At 70.4% G+C, this 21,489-nt stretch carries 22 protein-coding genes; 14 read left to right on the forward strand and 8 right to left on the reverse strand.

Annotated features, from left to right (window positions below):
- Nucleotides 1-101: 101 nt before the first annotated feature.
- Nucleotides 102-1,895 (reverse strand): AMP-dependent synthetase/ligase, encoded by a 1,794-nt coding sequence (locus tag ACZ6SD_RS08320; protein ID WP_465316239.1) that lies wholly within the window; start codon nt 1,893-1,895, stop codon nt 102-104.
- 111 nt (nt 1,896-2,006) lie between these two features.
- Here ACZ6SD_RS08320 and ACZ6SD_RS08325 point away from each other — a divergent pair, with 111 nt between their 5' ends.
- From ACZ6SD_RS08325 to ACZ6SD_RS08350, 6 genes are read left to right on the forward strand one after another with little or no spacing between them, the layout of a single operon-like run.
- Nucleotides 2,007-2,387, forward strand: a complete 381-nt coding sequence (locus ACZ6SD_RS08325; RefSeq protein WP_465316240.1) for a polyketide cyclase / dehydrase and lipid transport — start codon at nt 2,007-2,009, stop codon at nt 2,385-2,387.
- A 10-nt stretch (nt 2,388-2,397) separates the two neighbouring features.
- Nucleotides 2,398-3,186, forward strand: a complete 789-nt coding sequence (locus tag ACZ6SD_RS08330) for a metallophosphoesterase family protein (RefSeq protein ID WP_465316241.1) — start codon at nt 2,398-2,400, stop codon at nt 3,184-3,186.
- A gap of 52 nt (nt 3,187-3,238) precedes the next feature.
- A complete protein-coding gene (locus ACZ6SD_RS08335) occupies nt 3,239-3,676 on the forward strand; it encodes an SRPBCC family protein (RefSeq protein ID WP_465316242.1) in 438 nt (145 codons plus the stop codon).
- A gap of 19 nt (nt 3,677-3,695) precedes the next feature.
- The gene (locus ACZ6SD_RS08340) at nt 3,696-4,847 is read left to right on the forward strand and encodes an ArsA family ATPase (RefSeq protein ID WP_465316243.1); all 1,152 of its coding nucleotides are present in this window, start codon (nt 3,696-3,698) and stop codon (nt 4,845-4,847) included.
- A complete protein-coding gene (locus ACZ6SD_RS08345; protein ID WP_465316244.1) occupies nt 4,844-5,224 on the forward strand; it encodes a hypothetical protein in 381 nt (126 codons plus the stop codon). Before ACZ6SD_RS08340 ends, ACZ6SD_RS08345 begins: the two co-directional genes overlap by 4 nt.
- Entirely contained in the window at nt 5,221-6,162 is a 942-nt protein-coding gene (locus tag ACZ6SD_RS08350; protein ID WP_465316245.1) for an ROK family protein, read from the forward strand. The genes ACZ6SD_RS08345 and ACZ6SD_RS08350 overlap by 4 nt, the downstream gene beginning before the upstream one ends.
- A gap of 787 nt (nt 6,163-6,949) precedes the next feature.
- On the opposite strand, the gene ACZ6SD_RS08355 is transcribed toward ACZ6SD_RS08350, so the two are convergent.
- The 3 genes from ACZ6SD_RS08355 to ACZ6SD_RS08365 form a co-directional block, all read right to left on the reverse strand.
- Nucleotides 6,950-7,426 carry a CAP domain-containing protein gene (locus ACZ6SD_RS08355; RefSeq protein WP_465316246.1) on the reverse strand — a complete coding sequence of 159 codons (477 nt, stop codon included), beginning with the start codon at nt 7,424-7,426 and terminating at the stop codon, nt 6,950-6,952.
- Between the two features lie 183 nt (nt 7,427-7,609).
- Entirely contained in the window at nt 7,610-8,092 is a 483-nt protein-coding gene (locus tag ACZ6SD_RS08360; protein WP_465316247.1) for a hypothetical protein, read from the reverse strand.
- Nucleotides 8,089-8,859: an alpha/beta hydrolase gene (locus tag ACZ6SD_RS08365; protein ID WP_465316248.1), complete on the reverse strand. Its 771-nt coding sequence runs from the start codon at nt 8,857-8,859 to the stop codon at nt 8,089-8,091. The genes ACZ6SD_RS08360 and ACZ6SD_RS08365 overlap by 4 nt, the downstream gene beginning before the upstream one ends.
- 231 nt (nt 8,860-9,090) lie before the next feature.
- Between ACZ6SD_RS08365 and ACZ6SD_RS08370 the strand changes: the two genes are divergently transcribed.
- The 3 genes from ACZ6SD_RS08370 (at nt 9,091) to ACZ6SD_RS08380 (ending at nt 11,797) form a co-directional block, all read left to right on the forward strand.
- Nucleotides 9,091-9,843 (forward strand): lysophospholipid acyltransferase family protein, encoded by a 753-nt coding sequence (locus ACZ6SD_RS08370; RefSeq protein ID WP_465316249.1) that lies wholly within the window; start codon nt 9,091-9,093, stop codon nt 9,841-9,843.
- Between the two features lie 14 nt (nt 9,844-9,857).
- On the forward strand, nt 9,858-10,361 hold the full coding sequence (locus ACZ6SD_RS08375) for a polyadenylate-specific 3'-exoribonuclease AS (RefSeq protein ID WP_465316250.1): 504 nt from the start codon (nt 9,858-9,860) through the stop codon (nt 10,359-10,361).
- 410 nt (nt 10,362-10,771) lie between these two features.
- Entirely contained in the window at nt 10,772-11,797 is a 1,026-nt protein-coding gene (locus ACZ6SD_RS08380) for a 6-phosphofructokinase (RefSeq protein ID WP_465316251.1), read from the forward strand.
- Nucleotides 11,798-11,823: 26 nt separating this feature from the next.
- On the opposite strand, the gene ACZ6SD_RS08385 is transcribed toward ACZ6SD_RS08380, so the two are convergent.
- From ACZ6SD_RS08385 to ACZ6SD_RS08395, 3 genes are read right to left on the reverse strand one after another with little or no spacing between them, the layout of a single operon-like run.
- Nucleotides 11,824-12,891, reverse strand: a complete 1,068-nt coding sequence (locus ACZ6SD_RS08385; RefSeq protein WP_465316252.1) for a WXG100 family type VII secretion target — start codon at nt 12,889-12,891, stop codon at nt 11,824-11,826.
- Nucleotides 12,888-13,196, reverse strand: a complete 309-nt coding sequence (locus tag ACZ6SD_RS08390; protein WP_465316253.1) for a hypothetical protein — start codon at nt 13,194-13,196, stop codon at nt 12,888-12,890. Before ACZ6SD_RS08390 ends, ACZ6SD_RS08385 begins: the two co-directional genes overlap by 4 nt.
- A 17-nt stretch (nt 13,197-13,213) precedes the next feature.
- Nucleotides 13,214-13,738, reverse strand: coding sequence for a YbaB/EbfC family nucleoid-associated protein (locus ACZ6SD_RS08395; RefSeq protein ID WP_465316254.1), 525 nt, complete (start codon nt 13,736-13,738; stop codon nt 13,214-13,216).
- A gap of 91 nt (nt 13,739-13,829) precedes the next feature.
- Here ACZ6SD_RS08395 and ACZ6SD_RS08400 point away from each other — a divergent pair, with 91 nt between their 5' ends.
- The 4 genes from ACZ6SD_RS08400 to ligD all read left to right on the forward strand — a co-directional run bounded on the left by ACZ6SD_RS08400 (nt 13,830) and on the right by ligD (nt 18,799).
- Entirely contained in the window at nt 13,830-15,014 is a 1,185-nt protein-coding gene (locus tag ACZ6SD_RS08400) for a hypothetical protein (RefSeq protein ID WP_465316255.1), read from the forward strand.
- A gap of 9 nt (nt 15,015-15,023) precedes the next feature.
- The gene (locus ACZ6SD_RS08405; RefSeq protein WP_465316256.1) at nt 15,024-16,391 is read left to right on the forward strand and encodes an amidase family protein; all 1,368 of its coding nucleotides are present in this window, start codon (nt 15,024-15,026) and stop codon (nt 16,389-16,391) included.
- A gap of 13 nt (nt 16,392-16,404) precedes the next feature.
- Nucleotides 16,405-17,217: a phosphotransferase gene (locus ACZ6SD_RS08410; protein WP_465316257.1), complete on the forward strand. Its 813-nt coding sequence runs from the start codon at nt 16,405-16,407 to the stop codon at nt 17,215-17,217.
- 637 nt (nt 17,218-17,854) lie between these two features.
- Nucleotides 17,855-18,799: a non-homologous end-joining DNA ligase gene (ligD, locus tag ACZ6SD_RS08415; RefSeq protein ID WP_465316258.1), complete on the forward strand. Its 945-nt coding sequence runs from the start codon at nt 17,855-17,857 to the stop codon at nt 18,797-18,799.
- A 76-nt stretch (nt 18,800-18,875) separates the two neighbouring features.
- Here ligD and ACZ6SD_RS08420 read toward each other — a convergent pair whose 3' ends face one another.
- Nucleotides 18,876-19,943: a DUF2891 domain-containing protein gene (locus ACZ6SD_RS08420; protein ID WP_465316259.1), complete on the reverse strand. Its 1,068-nt coding sequence runs from the start codon at nt 19,941-19,943 to the stop codon at nt 18,876-18,878.
- Between the two features lie 126 nt (nt 19,944-20,069).
- Here ACZ6SD_RS08420 and ACZ6SD_RS08425 point away from each other — a divergent pair, with 126 nt between their 5' ends.
- The gene (locus ACZ6SD_RS08425) at nt 20,070-21,458 is read left to right on the forward strand and encodes a class II 3-deoxy-7-phosphoheptulonate synthase (RefSeq protein WP_465316260.1); all 1,389 of its coding nucleotides are present in this window, start codon (nt 20,070-20,072) and stop codon (nt 21,456-21,458) included.
- Nucleotides 21,459-21,489 lie beyond the last annotated feature (31 nt).

Consider the following 21,489-nt stretch of genomic DNA (forward strand, 5'->3'; position numbering starts at 1 on the left):
AAGTACAACACCGGTACGAGCGGCGCCGCGGCCGCACCGCCAGGAACCACCCCGATCACGACTGACACGCACCGGTACTTCGATACAGGCCCTAGACCGCGTCAGCGCGTGTAGATGGCGGCGATGTGGTCCGCGTGGGTCTTGAGGATGGCGTCGCGGCGGAGTTTGAGGCTGGGGGTGACCTCGCCCGCCGCTTCGGTGAAGTCGCGGGGGAGGACGACGAACTCACGGATGGCCTCGGCGCGGGAGACGGCGGAGTTGGCCGCGTCGACGGCGGTTTGGATTTCCGCGCGCAGGTCCGGGTCGGTCGTCAGGTCTTGGGCGGTCTTGCCGTGCTCGGCCGCCCAGGTGGGCAGGAAGTCCTGGTCCAGGGTGATCAGGGCGGCGACGAACGGCTGCCGGTCGCCGACCACGAGGCACTGGCTGACCAGCGGGTGTTTGCGGACCCGGTCCTCCAGCGCCGCGGGGACGACGTTCTTGCCGCCCGCGGTCACGATGATCTCCTTGCGGCGGCCGGTGATCCGCAGGAAGCCGTCCTCGTCCAGGGAACCGAGGTCGCCGGTGCGCAGCCAGCCGTCCCGCAGCGCCTCCTCGGTCGCGGCGGGGTCGCGCCAGTAGCCGCGAAAGACCATGTCGCCGCGCAGTTCGATCTCGCCATCGGCGCCGACGCGGACGGCGGCGCCCGCGACCGGGCGGCCGACCGTGCCGATCCGGAAGTCCTCCCGGGTGTTCACGCTGACCGCCGCCGAGGTCTCGGTCAGGCCGTAGCCCTCGTAAACCGGGATGCCGACGCCGCGGAAGAAGTGCGCCAGGTGCTCGCCCAGCGGAGCGCCGCCGGAAAGCGCCGCGACGCACCGGCCGCCCAGAACGTCGCGCAGCTTCGCGTAGACCAGTCTGCTCGCCACCGCCTGCTTGGCCCGCAGCGCCACCGACGGCCCCGACCCGGCCGCCGCCTCGCTGTACGCCACGGCCACCGCCTCGGCCGCGGCGAAGACCGAGCCGCGGCCCTCGCCGTGCGCGCGCTGCTTGGCGGCGTTGTAGACCTTCTCGAACACGCGCGGCACCGCGACCACGAACGTCGGCCGGAAGCCCGCCAGGTCCGCGACCAGGGTCCGCATGGTCGGCAGGTGGCCGAGCGTGGTGCGGGTGTAGACGCAGGTCAGGGCGATCGAACGGGCGAGGATGTGGGCCAGCGGCAGGAACACCAGCATCGAGTTGCCCGGCCGCATCAGGTGCGGGAACGCGGCGAGGTTGGCGCGGACTCCGGCGAGCAGGTTGCGGTGGGTCAGCTCGACGCCCTTGGGGCGGCCCGTGGTGCCGGAGGTGTAGACCAGCGTCGCCAGGTCCGACGAGCGCACCGCGAGCCTGCGCGTGTGCGCGGCCTCGTCGTCCAGCTCCGCGCCCAGGGCCGCCAGCTCATCGATCGCCGACGCCGTGTCGCTGGGCACGTCCAACTGCCACACCTTCACGACCTCGGCCAGCCGGTCGACCACGCTGTCCACGACGGCCCGCGACGCGGCGTCGGCGACCACGACGGCCTTCGCGCCGGAGTCGGCGAGAATCCACGCCACCTGCTCGGCCGAGGACGTCTCGTACACCGGCACGGTGACGCAGCCCGCCGCCCAGATCGCGAAGTCGACCAGCGTCCACTCGTAGCGGGTCGCGGCCAGCAGCGCGACCCGGTCGCCGGGTTCGAGGCCGCTGGCGATCAGGCCCTTGGCCACCGCGAGCACGTGCGCGGCGAAGTCCTTGGTGGTGACGTCGATCCACGAGCCGTCGACCTGGCGGCGGAACGCGATGGCGTCGGCGAACCGCTCCGCGTTGGCCCACACCATGTCGGTGAGGCTTTCCTGCTCGGCTACCGTCGCGCTTGCCGCGACACTGACCACGCGCACGCGAACCTCCGTGCTCTAAACCGCGTCTTACCCACCAGTTGACCAACGAAACTAGACCTGTGTCGACCCCGGGGCGGACACGGCCCCCGGCGGCCGTGTCATGCTGCTCGGGTGCCGGAAGTCGACGTCTTCGACGAGACCTTCATCGTCGTGCCGCCCGCGGTGGTCGCCGCCGCGTTCGCCGACCCGTCGGCCTGGCGGGAGTACTGGCCGGACCTGGTGCCCAAGGTCTACGCCGACCGCGGTGACGAGGGCCTGCGCTGGACCGTGCGCGGCGCCCTGGTCGGCACCATGGAGGTCTGGCTGGAGCCGGTGCTCGACGGCACGGTCGTGCACTACTTCCTGCGCGCCGACCCGCCGGAGCCGCTGCCCGCGAAGGCCATGGCCCGCGAGCGCACCCGCCGCCAGCTCGCGGCGAAGGCGCTGGCGCTGCGGCTCAAGGCCGTCTTGGAGGACGGGAGAGCGCCCGGCTGCACCCCTACCCGGGCGTAACCTGACAGCCGTGCGGGTTCATGTGGTCTCCGACGTGCACGGCAACTCCGAGGCGCTGGCACGGTCTGGCGAGGGGGCGGACGCGCTGGTCGTCCTCGGCGACCTGATCGACTTCGTGGACTACCACGACCACGGCGGCGGCATCATGGGCCAGGTGTTCGGCGCGGAGAAGGTGAGCGTGTTCGCCCGGCTGCGCCGCGAGCGGCTGCACACCGCGGCCGCCGAGTACGCCAAGCGGCTCTGGTCCGGCCTGGACAACGCCGCCGACGTGGTCGAAGACGCGGTGCGCGAGCAGTACAAGCGGCTGTTCGCGGCGATGACCGCGCCCACCTACGCCACGCCCGGCAACGTCGACGTGCCCCGCCTGTGGGCGGAGTTCGCGGGCGACGGAGTCCGCGTGCTCGACGGGGAGGCCGCCGAGATCGGCGGGCTGCGGTTCGGGTTCGTCGGCGGCGCGCTGCTGCCGCCGGGCGCCGGGCCGCGCCGGGGCGGGGTGTTCCGGCCGTACCTGCGCACCGCGGCGGACTTCGACGCCGCGACCGCGGCGCTGGGGCCAGTCGACGTGCTGTGCAGCCACATCCCGCCGGACGTGCCGGAGCTGACCTACGACGTGCTGGCCCGCCGTGTCGAGGTCGGGTCGGCCGGGCTGCTGCGCGCCATCCGCGAGCACGCGCCGCGGTGGTCGGTGTTCGGCCACGTGCACCAGCCGCTGGCGCCGCGCATGCGGGTCGGGCGCACCGAGTGCGCGAACGTGGGACATTTTCAGCGCACCGGGTGGCCCTACGTCCTGCGCTGGTGACACGGCCCGCGCTGGTGCCTGCTCCAGCCGGGCGAGCGGGTAGCCTCCGAGCATGGCCGACGAGTCCACCCAGTCCATCGTCGTCGACGCGCCCCCGGAACGGATCATGGCGGTGATCGCGGACTTCCCGGCGTACCCAGACTGGGCCAAGGCGTTCACCTCGGCCGAAGTGACCTCCCGCGACGCGCGCGGCCGCGGCGAAGAGGTGACCTTCAACCTCGACGCGGGACCGTTCAAGGACACCTACACGCTGCGCTACGAATGGGCCGACGACGGCCTCGCCGTCGACTGGACGCTGGTCAAGGGCCAGATGCAGCGCGCGCAGCAGGGTCGCTACGCGCTTACCCCGGAGGGCGGGGGCACCAAGGTGACCTACACGCTGTCCGTGCAGCTGGTGGTGCCGATGATTGGCCTGTTCCGGCGCAAGGCCGAGAAAGTGATCATGGACACCGCGCTCAAGGAGCTCAAGCGCCGCGTCGAGCAGGGCTGAGGCGGAGAGGTCCCGGACCGTGCGGATCCTCCTGTTCACCGGCAAGGGCGGGGTCGGCAAGACCACCCTCGCCGCGGCCACGGCCGCGCGCTTGGCCGCGTTCGGCCGCAAGGCGCTGGTGGTGTCTACCGATCCAGCGCACTCCCTGGCTGACGCGTTCGGCCTGCCCCTGGGCTCGGAGCCAGCCGAGGTCGACACCTCGCTGTACGCCGCGCACATCGACGCGCGCGGCCTGGTCGACCGGCACTGGCCGACCCTGCGCGAGCACCTGCGCAAGCTGGTGGCGGGCATCGGGCTCGACGCGCTCGACGCCGAGGAGCTGACCGTCCTGCCGGGCGTGGACGAACTGCTCGCGCTGACCGAGGTCGCGCGGCTGGCCGAGACCGGGCCCTGGGACGTCGTGGTCGTCGACTGCGGCCCCACTGCGGAAACCCTGCGCCTGCTCGCCCTGCCCGAGGCCGTCGCGAACTACCTCGACCGGATGCGCGCCGCCCGGCTGGTCGCCGAGGTGCGCGCCGCCGCCGACACCATGGGCGCCCTCGCCGCGCACCTGGCGGGCCTGCGCGCCCTGCTCACCGACGCCGACACGACCACCGTGCGGCTCGTGCTCACCCCCGAACGGCTCGCCGTCGCCGAGACCCGCCGCACCCTGGCCGCCCTCACGCTGCGCGGCGTGCACGTGGACGCCCTGGTGGCCAACCGCGTCGTGCCCCGCGCCCGCCGCTGGCAGGGACCCGCTGCGGCGTGGCTGCGGACCCGACGAGCCGAGCAGGACGCGGTGCTCGCCGAACTGGACGCGTCCACGCCGCTGACCGTCCACCGGATCGAGCACCGCGCCGCCGAGCCGGTCGGCTCCGCCGCGCTGCTCGCCGTCGCCGACGAGCTGTACGCCGACACCGACCCCGTCGACGTCGGCAGGCCGCCCGGCGCGCCGCTGCTGTCGGTCACCGAGGACGGGGCCGACTACCTGCTCGCCATCGCGCTCCCCCTGCCCGACGGCAGCGACCCCGATCTCGCCCGAGTGGGTGACGATCTGGCCGTCACGGTCGACGGGACGCGCAGACTGGTGGCCCTGCCGCTGATGCTGCGGCGCCACACCGTGACCGACGCCGAGGCCGACAGCGCGGGCCTGCTGCTGCGCTTCACCCCCGGCGAGGAGGACCGCCCGTGACCACCGCCCAGGACCCGGGGACCCGGCTCGCCGAGGAACTCGTGCTGCTGCTCGCCGCCGTCGCCGAGCGGGCCGGGCCGTGGCTGGACCGGGTCGCCGGAAGCAGCCACGCCGAGCACGAGCAGGCCGAGCCCGGCGCGTGCCAGTCCTGCGCGACGTGCGCGTTCCTCGCGCTGCTGCGCGGCGAGTCGAACGACCTGGCTGCCAAGAGCATCGACCGCCTCGCCGACATCGTCGCCCTCCTGCGCGCCGTCCTCGCCGACCGCTGGGAGCCCGGCGAACCGCACATGCCCGGATTCCGGCCCGAGCCGCCGCCCTCGGCCCGCGTGCAGCACATCACCGTCCGCCGCAGGGAAAGCCCGGTGACACCTCGGTGATCACGATCGGTGTCGACATCGGCGGCACCAGCGTTCGGGCGGGGGTGGTCGACGCCCACGGGTCCGTGCTGGACACCGCCCGCGGCTCGACCCCGCCCGGGGAGACCGAGCTGGAAGACGTCATCTGCGCGGTGGTCGGCGAGTTGCGGTCCCGGCACCGGGTGCGCGCTGTCGGCCTCGCCGTCGCCGGTTTCGTCGGCGCCGACCGCCAAACCGTCATGTTCGCCCCCCACCTGCCCTGGCGCGACGCCCGAGTCGCCGACCGGATCACCGCCCGGATCGGCCTGCCGGTGGTCCTGGAACACGACGCGAACGCCGCCGCCATCGCCGAACACCGCTTCGGCGCGCTGCGCGGCGCCCAGGTGGGTCTGCTGGTCGCCCTGGGCACCGGCATCGGCGCCGCCCTCCTGCGCGGCGGCGAAGTCTTCCGCGGCGCCCACGGCGTCGCCCTCGAACTCGGCCACGTGCGGCTGGTGCCCGGCGGCAGGCCCTGCGAATGCGGCAAATCCGGCTGCTGGGAGCGCTACTGCAGCGGCACCGCCCTCGGCGCCACCGCCATCGGCCTGCTGGCTAGGCACAAGGGCAGGTCGACCGTCCTCGCCCGCGAAGCCGAACGAGACCCCGGCGCCATCACCGGCCGCATGGTCGCCGCGGCCGCCCGCGACGGCGACCCGGTAGCCCGCCTGGCCATGTCCGAACTGGCCAAGTGGCTCGCTGAAGGCCTGGCCCTCATCGCCGACGCCTTCGACCCAGAACTGGTCGTCCTGGGCGGCGGCGTCTCCGAGTCCGCCCCGTTGTTCCTGGACGAGGCCCGAGAACGCTTCCAAACCCTCATCACCGGCGCGGGCCACCGCCCCCTGGCCCGCCTCCGCACCGCCCACCTCGGCGACGACGCCGGGATGGTCGGCGCCGCAACCCTGGCAGCCACCCTGACCTGACCCCGCTTGCCCGGGGAGCACCTCACCAGAGCCGTCGGCGCACGATTGTTTCCAGGCCAGCGGCCCTGATTTGTGGCGGGCCCGCTGCTTCGATCCATGCCAGGGCTGGCTGCTCTGGTCGGTGCCAGGCTGGTGGTTCTGATCGGTGTCAGGCCCGCTGCTTCGTTCCAGGCCAGGGCTGGCTGTTCTGATCGGTGCCAGGCTGGTGGTTCTGATCTGTGCCGGGCCCGCTGTTTTGACCCATGCCAGGGCTGGCTGCCCTGATCCGTGTCAAGCCCGCTGCTCGATCCATGCCAAGGTTGGCAGCCCTGATCGGTGCCAGGCTGGCGGCCCCGATTCATGCCTGGGTCAGCGGCTCCGACCCATGTCAGGGCCCGTGGCCTGATCCATGCTGTGTCCCTGCCGCGACTATCGCTCATGATCGCGAGTTATCCACAGGCAAGATCGTTCCAGCCCCGATTGTCGGCCTGGCCCGATAGACTGGAGCGGGGTCAGCCCCCAGGGTGGGTGGGGTTTGTTGGTGGGGGCTGGGGGGCGGCGAAAAGGGCTGTGGGTTGTGTTTGTGGGCACCGGGCTTGTCTGAGCGCCGCGACATGCCTGCCGAGTGCTCGATTGGGTGCGGTGGTTTCTTCGGGGAGTGAAGGAAGGTCCCTGAACTTGCCACGGTTGTGGAGCTGAAGGCGTCCCACTTCGTCATTTCGTGGCGGGGGACTTGCTTTGTGGGCCCCGAAGAAGCCGCCGCACCCAATCGGGCCAACCGGTGCGACTATCGCCTGGCAAAACGCCGTCACCCAGCCGGGGTGCCGAAATCCTGTGCCCAGTACGCCTGTTTCTTGCTGTTGAGCGACCGCCCGACTCCGATATCGGTCAGCGCGCAGTCGAGCATGTTGACTCGGTGCGCTGGGCTGTTCATCCACGCTGCGACCACGGCTCGTGGCGTGGTCTGCGCGTAGGCGATGTTCTCGGCCCACTTCTGCGCTGGGTATCCCGCCGCCGAAATGCGTTGGCCGGGGTCTTCGCCGTGCACGCCGTTGTGGCTAAAATGATCGTGCGCGGCCATCTGGTCGGCGTGCCATTTGGCCGCGCTCATCAGCGCCGGATTGGCGGTGAGCGCGCCGCAGCCGACCGCGGCGCGGTGCTTGTTCGTGAGGTTGATGACCTGCTGCTCGTAACTGGGCTGCGCCTGCGCGGCGCCCGCGCCGAGCACGATGCCAACCAGCGCGGAAGCCGCGACCGAGATCATTTTACGGGTAGGCTGTCGCATTGTTCCTCCATGGTCATGAATGGGGCAACAATGATGTACCCGGGTGTGGAGCGCCGTTTTCGCCGAATCTGAATCATCCGCTGATCGAGCGAAAGCCACTAATACCTAAAGTGACCATGTGCGGCCAGTGAGTGAACCGCGCTGGCAATGCGGTCAACGGGCCGCGCGGCCCGTCACTGCCGGTCAGACCTGCGCGCCGTCGTCGCCGTCCGGGTACTCGTGCGGATGCCTGCGGGCGCGCAGCAGGAGCAGGCCGATGCCCGAGGCCAGCGACAGCAGCGCGATCGGGGTGGCGATCCGCGCGCCGAGGCCGATGACGCTGGGCAGGATCAGCAGGACGACGCCCGCGACCAGCAGCGCGATCGCCACGATCGTCGCGGGCCGCAGGCGGGGCAGCGGCGGCGGCTCCGGGGGCTCGTAGTGCTCGTCGGAGTTGTCGTCGGCCCAGTCGATCTCGGTGTCGTGGCCGCGCCACGCCGTCGGCGGCGGGCCAGCGGGCTCGGCGGGCTGGTCGGCCTCGTCCGAGCGGGACGACTCGGTGCGGTCGCGTTTGACCTCGGCGTCGGACGGCAGGCTCCGGCCGACGCCCTCGCGTTCGAGGCCCGCGACGATCTGCGCGAAGGCGGCGTCCACATCCTCGGGACCGTCGCCGGGGCGGCCTTTCACACCCGATCACCTGCCCGTTCGGCACGCACCCGCCGTACGAACTCGACACTCCGGTCGAAGATGACCGGCGCGTCGTGGTCCAGGGTGGCCACGTGGTAGCTGTTCTCCAGCACGACCTCGGTGACGTCGGCGCTGGAGACCCCGGCCAGCACGATGGCCGAGTTCTCCGGCTCGACGACGTGGTCCACCGCCGAGTGCAGCACCAGCACCGGTTGCGTGACCTTCGCGAGGTCCCGGCGCACCGTCTCCCACAGCTTGGCCAGGCTCGCGAGCGCGCGCAACGGGGTCCGCGCGTACGCATGCTCACTCACCCCGGTCTTGGCGATGTCGTCGCTGATCGGGGCCACCGACGCCACCACCCGCGACAGCAGCGGGACGAACCTCACTTCCTTGCGCAGCGTCATCACCGACGGGTTCACCAGCACCAGACCCGCGATCTCGTCCCCGTGCTCCTGGGCGAGCCGCAGGCACAGCGCCCCGCCCATCGACAGGCCGAACACGAACACCGTCTCGCAGCGCTCCCGCAGCTCGGCCAGGCTCGCCTCGACCTGGCCGTACCACTGCGGCCAGGCTGTGCGGTTCATCTCCCGCCAGGTGGTCCCGTGGCCGGGCAGCAGCGGCACCCGCACGCTGAAACCCTGGTCGACCAGGTGGTCCGCCCAGGGGCGCATGCTGAACGGCGAGCCGGTGAAGCCGTGGCTGAGCAGCACACCGACCTCGGTGGACCCGTCGTGCGCGTAGCTTTCCGCGCCTGCGATTGCGGGCACCGGACGCCTCCTATGATCAGCACCGGCGAGCATGGGTTGTGGCCATCGTCGCACGAACTCAAGCCGTCGTGCGGCGGGTCTTCGCCCCTTGTTTCGTCGTTGTGTACCCGAATGACTTCGGCATCTCGCTACGGTCGCGCGGTGTTACGTGTCGCGCGTGGCGTTGTGCGCGGCCATCGCGGGTTCGTAGGCTCGGGTGCGGATCACGGACGAACGGGGAGCGCTGGTCGAGTGCTGTATTGGCTGATGAAGAGGGTCCTGCTTGGGCCGCTCCTGCACGTGTTCTTCCGGCCCAAGATCGAGGGCCTGGAGAACATCCCGGCCGAGGGCGGCGCGCTGCTCGCCAGCAACCACTTGGCGGTGTCCGACTCGTTCTTCCTGCCGCTGATGGTGCCGAGGCGGATGACGTTCCCGGCGAAGCTGGAGTACTTCACCGCGCCCGGCCTCAAGGGCAAGCTCAAGAAGTGGTTCTTCACCGGCGTCGGGCAGATCCCGATCGACCGCTCCAGCGGGTCCGCCGCGCAGGCCGCCCTCGACACCGGTGTGCGGCTGCTGAGCGAGGGGCGCCTGATGGGCATCTACCCCGAGGGCACCCGCTCTCCGGACGGGCGGCTCTACAAAGGCAAGACCGGCGTGGCCCGGCTCGCGCTGGAGGCGCGGGTCCCGGTGATCCCGGTCGCCATGTTCGGCACCGACAAGGCCAACCCCATCGGCTCGAAGATGTGGAAGCCGTACCCGATCCGGATCAAGGTCGGCAAGCCGCTGGACTTCTCCCGCTACGAGGGCCTGTCCGGCGACCGGTTCGTCGAGCGCTCCATCACCGACGAGATCATGTACGCCCTGATGGAACTGTCCGGACAGGAGTACGTCGACATCTACGCGGCCAAGGCCAAGGAGCAGGCCGACGAGCAGGGCGCGCTGTCGCTGGAGGAGCGGCGCTCGGCCCGGGAGATCGACCGCATCCCGGACTCCGAGGCGGGCTGACCTAGGCTTGCTCGGTGCGTTTCTTCTACGACACCGAGTTCATCGAGGACGGGCTGACCATCGACCTGGTGTCGATCGGTGTCGTCGACGAGGACGGCCGCGAGTTCTACGCCGTGTCCACCGAGTTCGACCCGGCCAAGGCCGGGCCGTGGGTCCGCGCCAACGTCCTGGGCAAGCTGCCGTCCCCGGCCGACAAAGCCTGGTGCGACCGCGCCGAGATGCGGCGGCGGCTGCTGGAGTTCCTGACCCCGCCGCACGCCCGCGACAAGATCGAGTTGTGGGCGTGGTTCGCGGCTTACGACCATGTGGCGCTTGGGCAGCTCTGGGGTGCGATGCCCGCCTTGCCTCGGGTGATTCCGCGGTTCACCCGGGAGTTGCGTCAGCGGTGGGAGGACGCGGGGAAGCCGGTTCTGCCGCCGCCGCCGGATGACGCCCATGATGCTCTGGCTGATGCTCGCCACAATCTTGTGCGGTGGCGGGTTATTGATGCTGAGTGGCGTAAGCGGGTTGCTCGCTGAGCCCGCTGGTTGTCTTTGGGGTCTGCTCGATGGGGTGGAGTGGTTTCTTCGGGGCCCCTACGAAGGAAGATCGCCGTGTGAAAGACGGGTGGGAAGCCTTCGGCCTCACACGTGCGGAGCCAGCTTAGCGATCTTCCTTCTCCCCCGAAGAAACCACTCCACCCCATCGAGCACCTGGCAGCGTTAGGTGCGGTTGGCAGGTGGGCGGGTTCGCTGGTCCGCTCTACGGGGGCTGGCAACTTTGGGTTTCTGCTGGTAGGTGCTCGGGTGCGTCGCCTTCGTTGGGGGCTTGGTGGGTCGGATTGGGCGATCTCTGGGGGTCCCCCTTGCTACACCGATTCAGTTGCTGGCACCCTGGCGGTGGGCGGTAGTGACGCCGCTCACGGTCGCGAGGTGTTGGAGGATCGTTCATGCGGGTCGGCGTACTCACCGGTGGCGGTGACTGTCCAGGTCTCAACGCGGTGATCCGGGCGGTGGTCCGCAAGGGCGTGGAGGGGCACGGTTGGGAGATCGTCGGGTTCCGCAATGGCTGGAAGGGGCCGTTGGAGGGGATTTCCCGGCCGGTTGGGCTTGACGACGTCGAGGACATCCTCACCCGGGGTGGCACCATCCTTGGCTCGTCGCGCACCAACCCCTACCAGGTCGAAGGCGGTGCGGAGCGGATCAAGGCCGTGCTCGCCGAGCAGGGGATCGACGCCCTCATCGCGATCGGTGGTGAGGACACGCTGGGGGTGGCCAAGCGGCTCACCGATGACGGTGTCGGGGTCGTGGGAGTGCCCAAGACGATCGACAACGACCTTGGCGCCACCGACTACACCTTCGGCTTCGACACCGCCGTGCACATCGCGACCGAGGCCATCGACCGGCTGCGCACCACGGCCGAGTCCCACCACCGCGCTCTTGTCGTGGAGGTGATGGGCAGGCATGCCGGGTGGATCGCGCTGCACTCCGGGCTCGCGGGCGGAGCCAACGTGATCCTGGTGCCCGAACGCGAGTTCAGCGTCGACAAGGTGATCGAATGGGTGCAGCGCCGCTTCGAGCGGCAGTACGCCCCGATCATCGTCGTCGCCGAGGGCGCGCTGCCCGAAGGTGGCGCCGAAGTCCTCGCCAGCGGCGAGAAGGACGCCTTCGGGCACGTCCGGCTCGGCGGCATCGGCACCTGGCTCGCGGAAGAGATCGCGGAGAAGACCGGCAAGGAGTCCCGCGCCGTCGTCCTGGGCCACACCCAACGCGGCGGCGTGCCCACCGCCTACGACCGCGTGCTCGCCACCCGCTTCGGCCTCCACGCGGTAGACGCGGTCGCCGACAGCGACTTCGGCGTCATGGTCGCCCTCCGCGGCACCGACATCGTCCGGGTGAAACTGGCCGAGGCCACCGCGGAACTCAAGACCGTCCCCCTGGAGCGCTACGCCGAGGCCGAGGTGTTCTTCGGCTGACACCGCCTGCCACGCGGATCACCGGCTTACAGTTCGCCGGTGATCCGCAGGCCGCCGGTCTCGGTGACTCTGGTCTCCTGATAGTCGCGGTGCTCCTTGGCCGCTGTCTCACCCCAGTCGACCTGCTTGTCCGGGTCCGTGCTCTCACTGGCCGTCGCGACGGTGTCGTTGGCCGCCCGCGGGCCCGCGTACTTGATGGTCTCCTTGACCACCTCCGTCGCAAGTCGGACACCCAACTTCTCGGCGATTTTCTTCGGTCCCAGGCCGAGTACCCTGGCCGCCTCCGGTCGCACTCCGCGCCGCCACGCGATGTCGACCGCGTGGATGCCGCGGTTGAGGTACTTGGTGGCCTTGGTCAGCAGTTCGCCGAGCTTGCCGAGGTGTTTGCCGAGTCGCCCGAACGCGTCGACCAGTGCGCGCACAAGTTTGGTGGCCGCCATGGTGTTCTTGATGATCAGTGGAAACCCTTCTGCGGCCATTGCCACGGGGTAGGCGGGCGGGGCGTATCGGCACAGGATGGAGACCAGCTTCGCGAGCACGTCAGCGATCAGCCCGCGAACAAAGCCGCGCACCGCGTTGAGAAGCGCCTTGCTCAGGTCGACCGCGAACGCCACGCCGGTCGCCGCGTCGGACAGCGCGACGTAGACGTTGAGCTGGTCCTGCGCCCACGCGCGGTACTGGTCGGCGGCAGGCCCTTCCCAACTCGCGCAGTTTCCGTTCAGACTGTCAGTGAGGTCCTCCGCTGTGGCTTGGACTTGCTTGCTGATCTGCTCCCAGGTCTTGACTGTCAGTTCGAGTTCGTTCTGGTTGCCCGCCAACTGGTCAAGAATCCAGGTGAGCGGTGGGATGTGCTCCATCAGCCAGCCGAAGCCCATGCTGAGCACGGAACCCAGCGGATCCTGCACCACACCCTTGATGTCGAACGAGCCCGCGGCGAAATCGGCGAGTCCGCCTGCCCAGTCGCCTGAGGCGATCGTCTCGACGCCGCCGACGACGTCTTGGAGCAGCCCCGCGCCCTCCAGAAATGCCTTGGCAGGCGTCTTCTCCGCCGTCGTTTCTGCCCTGGCCTCACGGACGATGTCGTTTTCCGTCATTGGTTTCCCTTGAACAGAGCGGTTATCGACTCTTCGGTGACCCGATGGCTCTTGGCCCAGTCCTTCACTGCCGCCGCGTGGCGGTCGCCTGCGGCCCTGGCTTCGGAAAGGGCATTGGTGGCGGACTCCATGACGTTGTTGCATACCCAACTAAGTGGAATTCCGAACAGGCCCCAGGATTCGCTGGCCATTCGGTTGTGCGCCGCGTCGAGCGCGGTTCCCAGAAGGTCGGCAGTGGCTTCGACCTTTGTCGCGTGCGCGTCGATCTCGTCCGGGCTGACATCAAAGCCTCCGCTGTCGGTCATTCTCGTCCCTTCTTTGATCAGCGGAAGAAATCGCCACTGGAGTAGTAGTCGTCGTCATCGGGTGCCTGGTCCGAGCGGGCTCGGGTGGGTCGAGGCCGTGGCGGCGGGGTGGGCGCGGGGTCGTCTGGAAGGAAACGGGACGCGAAGCTGTCCTGGTCTCCTAGCCGGTCGCCACCTCGCACGTACTCGTCCGGCGCGGGCTCGGGGAACATCTCGCGCATCTGCGCGACGATCGAGGACATGGTTTCCGGCGTCGCCTGGACGGACGGCACGCCTTCGCGCATCGCGTCGGCCAATTTGCTCTGCGCCGCCTGGACGGTGCGCAGGATGTCTTGTCCCAGCGACGGGTCCGAGCGTGCGGACGAGCCGATCTCCAGCGCGGTGAGGTTCCCCATGTGGTTCACGGTCACCGTGATCTGGCCGTCGCGGCTGCGCTCGGTGACCGACACCGCCGCCATCTCGTCCCGCACCGCCAGCGCCTGCCGGTGCATCGCGTTGACCCGCTCCTCGATACCGTCCAGCACCTCATACGGATCGACCATGCGTCCTCCTTCGGATCAGCGGTTCGCGGGGGAGACTGTCGCATAGGCTGTCCGTCGACGTGGGCGGTTCCGGGTGGATGCGGTGGGGGACATGCGGAAGTTGAAGGTGGCGAGCCATGTGGGCGTGTTCGCCTCGGGTGTGGTGATTCTCGGGTTGTGGGTGTTCAGCCCCTCGGATTCCTATGACAGTGGAATCCAGTTGGCTTTCGCCGGGCTAGTCATGGTCGTCGTGGGGCTCATCGGGCTCATGATGCGGCTCGCGGCGCGTGACGAGGACATTTTCGCCGGGCCGCTGCGGCTGTTTGCCACGATTTGCGGGGCAGTGGCAGGCGGTCTGATGCTCACCCACACCGACGAGGCGTGGGAGAGCACATCGACGGATCCGGTGCCGATGGCGCCGACCGACCAGATCGTCACCTATATCGAGGCGATCGCCATGCTGGTCTTCGCCACCTGGGGCGTCTACCACATGATCCGCGCTGCCCCCGCGCGTCGGGCGGCCGAGGCCCGGGACAAGGCATGGCCGGTGACGGCCGAGGTCGCCGATCGGGTGCGCCGGAGCCGGGGCACAGTGGTCTTCCTGCGATGGGTCATGCCCTTGCCACCGATCGTCGCCGCGCTAGTCGCCGGGTTCGCCGACGATGACCGGTTTGAGATCAAGTTGCTGTTCACGCCCGGTCTGTTGCTCCTGGTCTGCGCGGTCTATTTCACTCGCGTCCGTTTCGCCCCCGCCGGGTGGCCGATCGGCGCGGTATTGGCAGGCGCGATCGGGGGCCTGCACACGGGTGTGTACCTGGTTCTCTGGACAAAGTGGGACCCGAGGACCGAGGCTCTCGTCTTCTTGGGCTGTTCGGTAGTCGGTGGGTTCGGTTGTCGCCGGCTTGCCGCGCGCGGTCGGGATCGAGTGCTCAAGCCCTACACCCGCGACCTGGTGGACTCGCCGATCGAGGTGCCGTTCACGTCCTCGCAGGACCGGCGGGTCACGCTGAGCGTCAGCACCAAAGCGCTTTCGCTGAGTCGCGACCGCTTCGTCCCCGCCGATCGGTTCTGCTCGGTCTTCTCGCTCGCGGAAATCACCTCGGTCGAGACGATGACTGTCACCGCCACGCACACCCGCCCAGTTCCCGGAGTTTTCAACCAGAACATGACCATCCACAGTGGACCAGCTGTGCGGGTGGGGCTGCCGGACGGCGGTGAGTGGATCTTCCCTACCGAGCAGGGGCCGGACGTGGTCCACATCATCGAGACCAGGATGCGGGCTTTCGCTGCCACGTAAGGTGCCCGCATGGACGAACTGCTCTGGGCCGGGGCGGACGCCCAGGCGCGTGCCCTGCGGGCGGGTGAGGTCACCGCGCCTGATCTGACCGAGGCCGTGCTGGACCGTGCGGAACGGCTCAATCCGACGCTCAACGTGTTTCGGGTGCTCTACGCGGAGTCCGCGCGGGCGGCGGCGCGGGACGCGCAGCGGCGGATCGAGGCGGGGGAGCGCACCCCGGTGCTGGGGGTGCCGGTCGCGGTCAAGGACGACCTGGACGTGCGTGGTGACGTGACCACGCTCGGCGGCAGGCCGCAGTTTCCGCCCGCCGAGAACGACAGCGCGGCCATCGCCCGGTTGCGGGCGGCGGGTGCGGTGCTTGTCGGCCGCACGTTGACGCCTGAGCGGTGTCTGTGGCCGTTCACCGAGTCCCTCACCTATGGCGCGACGCGGAATCCGTGGAACCTCGACCGCACCCCGGCAGGCTCGTCCGGCGGGTCGGCCGCGGCGATCGCGGCGGGGGTGGTCGGGGCGGCCACCGGGTCCGATGGCGGCGGCTCGATCCGGATGCCCGCCAGCGCCACCGGTGTGTTCGGGCTCAAGACGACCCGGGCGCTGGTGTCCCTGGCTCCGGCGGCCGAGGGCTGGCACGGGTTGGGCGGCGTCGGCCCGCTGGGCAGGCGGGTCGCCGACGCGGCGGCCATGCTCGACGTCCTGGCTGAGGACGGTGGCGACTACCGCGAGGCCGTCGACGTGGACCCGGGGCCGCTGCGGATCGCGCTGTCCTGGGGAACACCGCTGGGGAAGCCGCCGATGAACGCCGTCTGGCGGCGCGCCGTGCTCGACACCGCGGACCGGCTGCGCGCCCTCGGCCACACCGTCGCCGTGGTCGACCCACCGTTGGGCGCCCGGCCGTCACCGCAGTTCGTGGTCCGCTACCTGCGCGGCGTCGCCGACGACGTCGCCGCCCTTCCGCACCCGGAATGGCTGGAGCCGCGCACCCGCCGAATCGCCGCCCTCGGCCGCCGCGTGCCCGACAGCGTGCTGCGCTGGGCGCGGGCGGCCGAGGCCGGGCTGCACGAGCGCATGGCAGGCTTCTTCACCGACCACGACGTGATCTTGCAGCCGTCGTGGACCCACACCCCCACCGCGATCGGCCGCTTCCACAACGCGGGCGCCGTCCGCACCCTCGCCGAGGTCTCCGCCCGCATCCCGTACTTCCCGACCTGGAACGTGCTCGGCCTCCCCGTCGCCGCCGTGCCGGTGGGCCGCGACCCCAAGGGAATGCCGATCGGCGTCCAACTCGTCGGCCCCGCCCACTCCGAACGACGCCTGGTGTCACTGTCGGCCCAATACGAACGCGCGCACCCGTGGGCCCACCACCGCCCCAGTCTCTGAACGGAAACGCCCCTTGATCGAGGACCGCCTCCGCCGCCGCTTCGGCGACGCCGTGCTGCCCTGGGTGGCGGCGCTGCCGAACCTGCTGAGCCGCCTGGCGGCGGCCTGGGACCTGGAGCTGGGCGAGGTGTTCCCCGAAGGAGCGTCAGCGGTGACCATGCGCGTCCGCCGCGCCGGGAAACCCGCGGTGCTGAAGGTGTCCCCGGACCCGGTCTTCGCCGAGGAACAGGCCGAGGTGCTGCGCGCGTTCGCCCCCAGCGGCCGGGTCCCGGAAGTCCTCGCCGCCGACACCGCCGCGGGCGCGCTGCTGCTGGAACTGATCCCCGGCACGGTCGGCTGGCCCACCCCCACCCGCTTCGGCGCCCTACTCCGCGACCTGCACGCAGCCGTCCCCGCCCCCCAACACCACCGCGACCTACGCGCCGCGACCGCCGAGTTCCTCCCCCGCTTCCCGCCCACCGGCCCAGTCACCGCCGACGACATGACCCGAGCAACCCACATCCTTGCCGACCTGCTCGACACCCAGGGCCCACCAGTCCTCCTCCACGGCGACCTGCACCGGGAGAACCTCCTCGACGCAGGCGCCCCCTGCGGCCTAGTCGTCCTAGACCCCAAAGCCTGCCTCGGCGAACCCGAGTTCGACGCCGTCGACTACGTCCTCTCCGCCCCCAACATCCCCACCCGCCGCGACGCCCTCCTGGCCACCACCACCCTCAACCCTGACCGCCTGGACGGCTGGTGCCGCGCCATGGCCCCCTTGGTAGCCGTCAGCTTCTTCCGCCGAGGCCTCCCACTGGCCCCTGTCCTCACCTACGCCCGCACTTGATCCCCGCGAAAATCCCCCACCCGTGATCGCAAGTTATCCACAGGCAAGATCGTTCTGGCCTGTTTTGTCGGCCTGGCTTGATAGACTGGAGCGGGGTCAGCCCCCAGGGTGGGTGGGGCTTTGTTGTGGGGCTGTGGGGCGGCAAAACAAGAGCAGTCGCGGGCGTGGTTGGGTGGCCTTTGTGTGTGGGCCAGCCCGCTAGCCCACCTGCTGGACCGGCCTTTCTGTAAGCCCCCTCTGCTGCCAGGCTGCCTTCCTGCCAGGCTGCTCTGCTGTCAGCCCGGCCTCCTGCCCAGGCCGTGTCAGGCCGCTCTGCGGCCAGCCCGGCTTTCTTGCCAGCCCCGCCTTCCTGCCACCCGTCCCCCACGAAGCCGCACCCGAGCCTGCCCAGTGCTCGATGGGGTGGAGTGGTTTCTTTGGGGGTGAAGGAAGATCCCTAAACTCGCCGTGGTCGTGGGGCCGAAGGCTCCCCACCCGTCTTTCCCACGACGGGATCTTCCTTCGTAGGGGCCCCAAAGAAACCACTCCACCCCATCGAGCAGCCCCCGAAGCCAGCCACCCACGGAACCCCACCAGCCCCGCCCCCGCAAAACCCAAAGCTGGCAGACAGTCGGAAGTGGACACTAGGTTGGGAGGCATGGCGGGTAAGACCCCAGCGGTAGAACTCGAAGTCGGAGACCACACCGTGCGGATCTCCAACCCGGACCGGGTCTACTTCCCGGCTCGCGGGGAGACCAAGCTCGACCTCGTCCAGTACTACCTCAGTGTCGGCGACGGCATAGTCCGTGCACTCCGGGACCGCCCGTGCATGCTGCACCGCTTCCCGGACGGCGTCAGCGGCGAGAAGGTGCACCAGAAGCGTGTCCCCCACGGCGCCCCTCCCTGGTTGGAGACAGTGCGCGTGCACTTTCCGCGTTATAACCGGCACGCCGACGAACTCGCGGTCACCAAGCTCGCCGATGTCGTCTGGGCGGTGCAGATGTCCACTGTGGAGTTTCATCCGTGGAACTCGCGGCGGGCGGACACCGAGCGGCCCGATGAGTGGCGGATCGATCTCGACCCGATGCCCGAGTGCGGTTACGGCACGGTGCGGCGGGTCGCGCGGGTGGCGCGTGAGGTGCTTGACGAGTTGGGCGCGATTGGGTGGCCGAAGACGTCGGGGGGCAAGGGGCTGCACATCTACGTTCGGATCAAGCCGGAGTGGGGGTTCGCCGACGTGCGGCGGGCCGCGCTGGCGTTCGCGCGGGAGGTCGAGCGGCGGGCGCCGGACGAGGTGACCACGACGTGGTGGCGCAAGGACCGTGATCCGCGGGCGCTGTTCGTGGACTACAACCAGAACGCGCGCGACCACACCATCGCCAGCGCCTACTCGGTGCGCGGGGTGCCGGAGGGGACTGTGTCCACGCCAATCACCTGGGCGGAGATAGACGATCTTGACCCGCGTGACCTCACCATCGCCACCGTGCCCGCCCGCTTCGCCGAGCTTGGCGACCTGCACGCGGGCATCGATGACGCCGTCTTCTCGCTGGAACCCTTGCTGGAGTGGGCTGACCGGGACGGCGCCGAGCCGCCTGAGCCGTAGCGTTCGGCCGCTGCGATGACGGTCAACGCGGGGGCGTGGTGCTGCTCCGGGAGGGGATCAAGCGCGGCGCGGGCGCTCACCCCACCGCGGGGTCCGCGGGCACGCGGGTTGCCGGAACCCGGCTTACCACCTGCTCGGCAAGCCGCAGCGCGCCGACGTCGAGGTAAGCGGCGAAGGTGCCCAGCCAGTGCTCCGCGGCGTAGCCGAAGCCGAACACGTACCGCCACCCGGCCGCGCGGTGCGCCGCTTCCGCTGAGCGGGCGGTGGGCACGTAGCGGTGGTCCTCGGGCAGCGCCTCCGCGATGCCCCGCCACGCCCACGTCCGGGACAGAGCCAGGCCCGCCAGGTGCGAGCCGTGCGGGTCGGTCGGGTCGTCCACCGGGACCGGGGCGCGCAGCACGGCCCAGCGGGGCGCGGCCAGGTCGGGGAGGAACGCGTCGAGCCAGTCGGCGAACTCGCGCCGGGACAGGACCCGGCGCAGCAGGTCCGCCTCGGCCAGGGCGGGGGACAGGAAGTCGGCCGCGCTGGGCTCGAAGCCGCCGTAGTCCTGGTCGGCGGAGTAGAAGCGCAGCGCCGCCGCCTCGCACGCGGCGGCCAGGTCGGTGTCGCCCACGGTCCGGGCGGCGTCGATGCCCAGCGACAGCGCGAACGCCGAGTTGGTGTGCGTGCCCACCCGCACCGGCCAGCGGGCCATGCCGAGCCAGGTCAGCCACCGGCCGCGCACGACCTTGACCAGCGGCCGCAGGGCGTGCGCCCAGCGCAGGCCCTGCGGCCACGCGCGCAACTCGGCGTCGAGCAGCAGCAGCCACGCCCAGCCGTACGGGCGCTCCCAGAAGGCGCCCTCCGGCCCGCAGAAGAACTCCGCCTCGACCTCGGCGGCCTCCGGCGTGATCAGCTCGTCCAGGCCCGCGCGCGCCGCCGGGGCGCCGTCGAGGTCCGGGAACAGGCGCAGCAGCCGCACGGCGAGCCACGTCTGGTGCACGCAGGAGTGCCAGTCGAACGAGCCCGCGAAGATCGGGTGGCGCACCCGCTGCGGCACCAGATCGTCCGGTGAGTCGATCAGGTGCATCCAGTGGATCGGGTAGTCGCGCTGGATGTTGTCCACGGCGGTCGCCAACAGCCGTTCGGCTATGTCGGGGGTCACAGTCGGCATCCTGCCGTCTGCAATTGCCGGCGCCCAAGCGCGTACCACCTGTCAGGCACTGGGTCCACGTCGTGGGACGGGTGTCCCGGGTGCCGGTGGACTAGCCGCATCTCTTACGCTATGGGGGTGAACTGGACTGTGGATGTGCCGGTGGACACGCTGCCCGAGCTTCCACCGTTGCCTCCTGCGCTGCGCGCCCGACTCGACGACGCCCTGTCCCGCCCCGCTGCCCAGCAGCCGGAGTGGCCGGACGGCGAGCAGGTGCGCAAGGTGCGCACCCTGCTCGAAAGCGTGCCGCCGATCACCGTGCCCGCCGAGATCGACCGCCTGGGGCAGCGGCTGGCCGAGGTCGCCCGCGGCGAGGCGTTCCTGCTGCAGGGCGGCGACTGCGCCGAGACCTTTGTCGACAACACCGAGCCGCACATCCGCGGCAACATCCGCACCCTGCTGCAGATGGCCGTCGTGCTCACCTACGGCGCGAGCCTTCCGGTCGTCAAGGTCGGCCGCATCGCGGGCCAATACGCCAAGCCCCGGTCGAACAAGACCGACGCGCTCGGCCTGCCCGTCTACCGGGGCGACATCGTCAACTCGCTGGTCGCCACCCCCGAGGCCCGCGTTCCCGACCCGGGCCGGATGCTGCGCGCCTACGCCAACGCGGGCGCGGCGATGAACCTGCTGCGCGCCCTCACCGGCGCGGGCATGGCCGACCTGACCAAGGTCCACGACTGGAACCGCGACTTCGTGCGCACCTCGCCCGCTGGCGAGCGGTACGAGGCGCTGGCCACCGAGATCGACCGCGGCCTGCGGTTCATGCAGGCGTGCGGCGTCGAGGACAGCTCCCTGCACACCGTCGAGGTCTTCGCCAGCCACGAGGCCCTGCTGCTCGACTACGAGCGGGCCCTGCTGCGGCTGGACTCCTCCGGCCCGGAGCCCAAGCTCTACGACCTGTCCGCGCACTTCCTGTGGATCGGCGAGCGCACCCGCCAGCTCGACGGCGCGCACATCGCCTTCGCCGAGCTGCTGTCGAACCCGATCGGCCTCAAGATCGGCCCGACGACCACGCCCGAGATGGCCGTGGAGTACGTCCACCGGCTCGACCCGCGCAACGAGGCGGGCAGGCTCACGCTGATCAGCCGGATGGGCAACAGCAAGGTCCGCGAGGTGCTGCCCGCGATCGTGGAGAAGGTGACCGCCTCCGGGCACCAGGTCATCTGGCAGTGCGACCCGATGCACGGCAACACCCACGAGTCCTCGACCGGCTACAAGACCCGTCACTTCGACCGCATCGTGGACGAGGTGCAGGGCTTCTTCGAGGTCCACCGCAGGCTCGGCACCCACCCGGGCGGCATCCACGTCGAGCTGACCGGCGAGGACGTCACCGAGTGCCTCGGCGGCGCCCAGGAGATCTCCGACGCCGACCTGGCTGGCCGCTACGAGACCGCGTGCGACCCGCGGCTGAACACCCAGCAGTCGCTGGAGCTCGCTTTCCTGGTCGCCGAGATGCTGCGCTCGTAGATCCCTCTTACGCGGAACCGGCGAGTCCCCT

It is taken from the genome of Actinokineospora sp. NPDC051303 (genome assembly GCF_055586285.1).

What these genes read in the sequence shown, in the direction of transcription:
- ACZ6SD_RS08335 (WP_465316242.1), top strand. Translation starts at nt 3,239, where the DNA reads ATGGCCGACGAGTCCACCCAGTCCATCGTCGTCGACGCGCCCCCGGAA.
- ACZ6SD_RS08355 (WP_465316246.1), bottom strand. Translation starts at nt 7,426, where the DNA reads ATGCGACAGCCTACCCGTAAAATGATCTCGGTCGCGGCTTCCGCGCTG.
- ACZ6SD_RS08380 (WP_465316251.1), top strand. Translation starts at nt 10,772, where the DNA reads ATGCGGGTCGGCGTACTCACCGGTGGCGGTGACTGTCCAGGTCTCAAC.
- ACZ6SD_RS08385 (WP_465316252.1), bottom strand. Translation starts at nt 12,891, where the DNA reads ATGACGGAAAACGACATCGTCCGTGAGGCCAGGGCAGAAACGACGGCG.
- ACZ6SD_RS08390 (WP_465316253.1), bottom strand. Translation starts at nt 13,196, where the DNA reads ATGACCGACAGCGGAGGCTTTGATGTCAGCCCGGACGAGATCGACGCG.
- ACZ6SD_RS08395 (WP_465316254.1), bottom strand. Translation starts at nt 13,738, where the DNA reads ATGGTCGATCCGTATGAGGTGCTGGACGGTATCGAGGAGCGGGTCAAC.
- ACZ6SD_RS08400 (WP_465316255.1), top strand. Translation starts at nt 13,830, where the DNA reads ATGCGGAAGTTGAAGGTGGCGAGCCATGTGGGCGTGTTCGCCTCGGGT.
- ACZ6SD_RS08405 (WP_465316256.1), top strand. Translation starts at nt 15,024, where the DNA reads ATGGACGAACTGCTCTGGGCCGGGGCGGACGCCCAGGCGCGTGCCCTG.
- ligD (WP_465316258.1), top strand. Translation starts at nt 17,855, where the DNA reads ATGGCGGGTAAGACCCCAGCGGTAGAACTCGAAGTCGGAGACCACACC.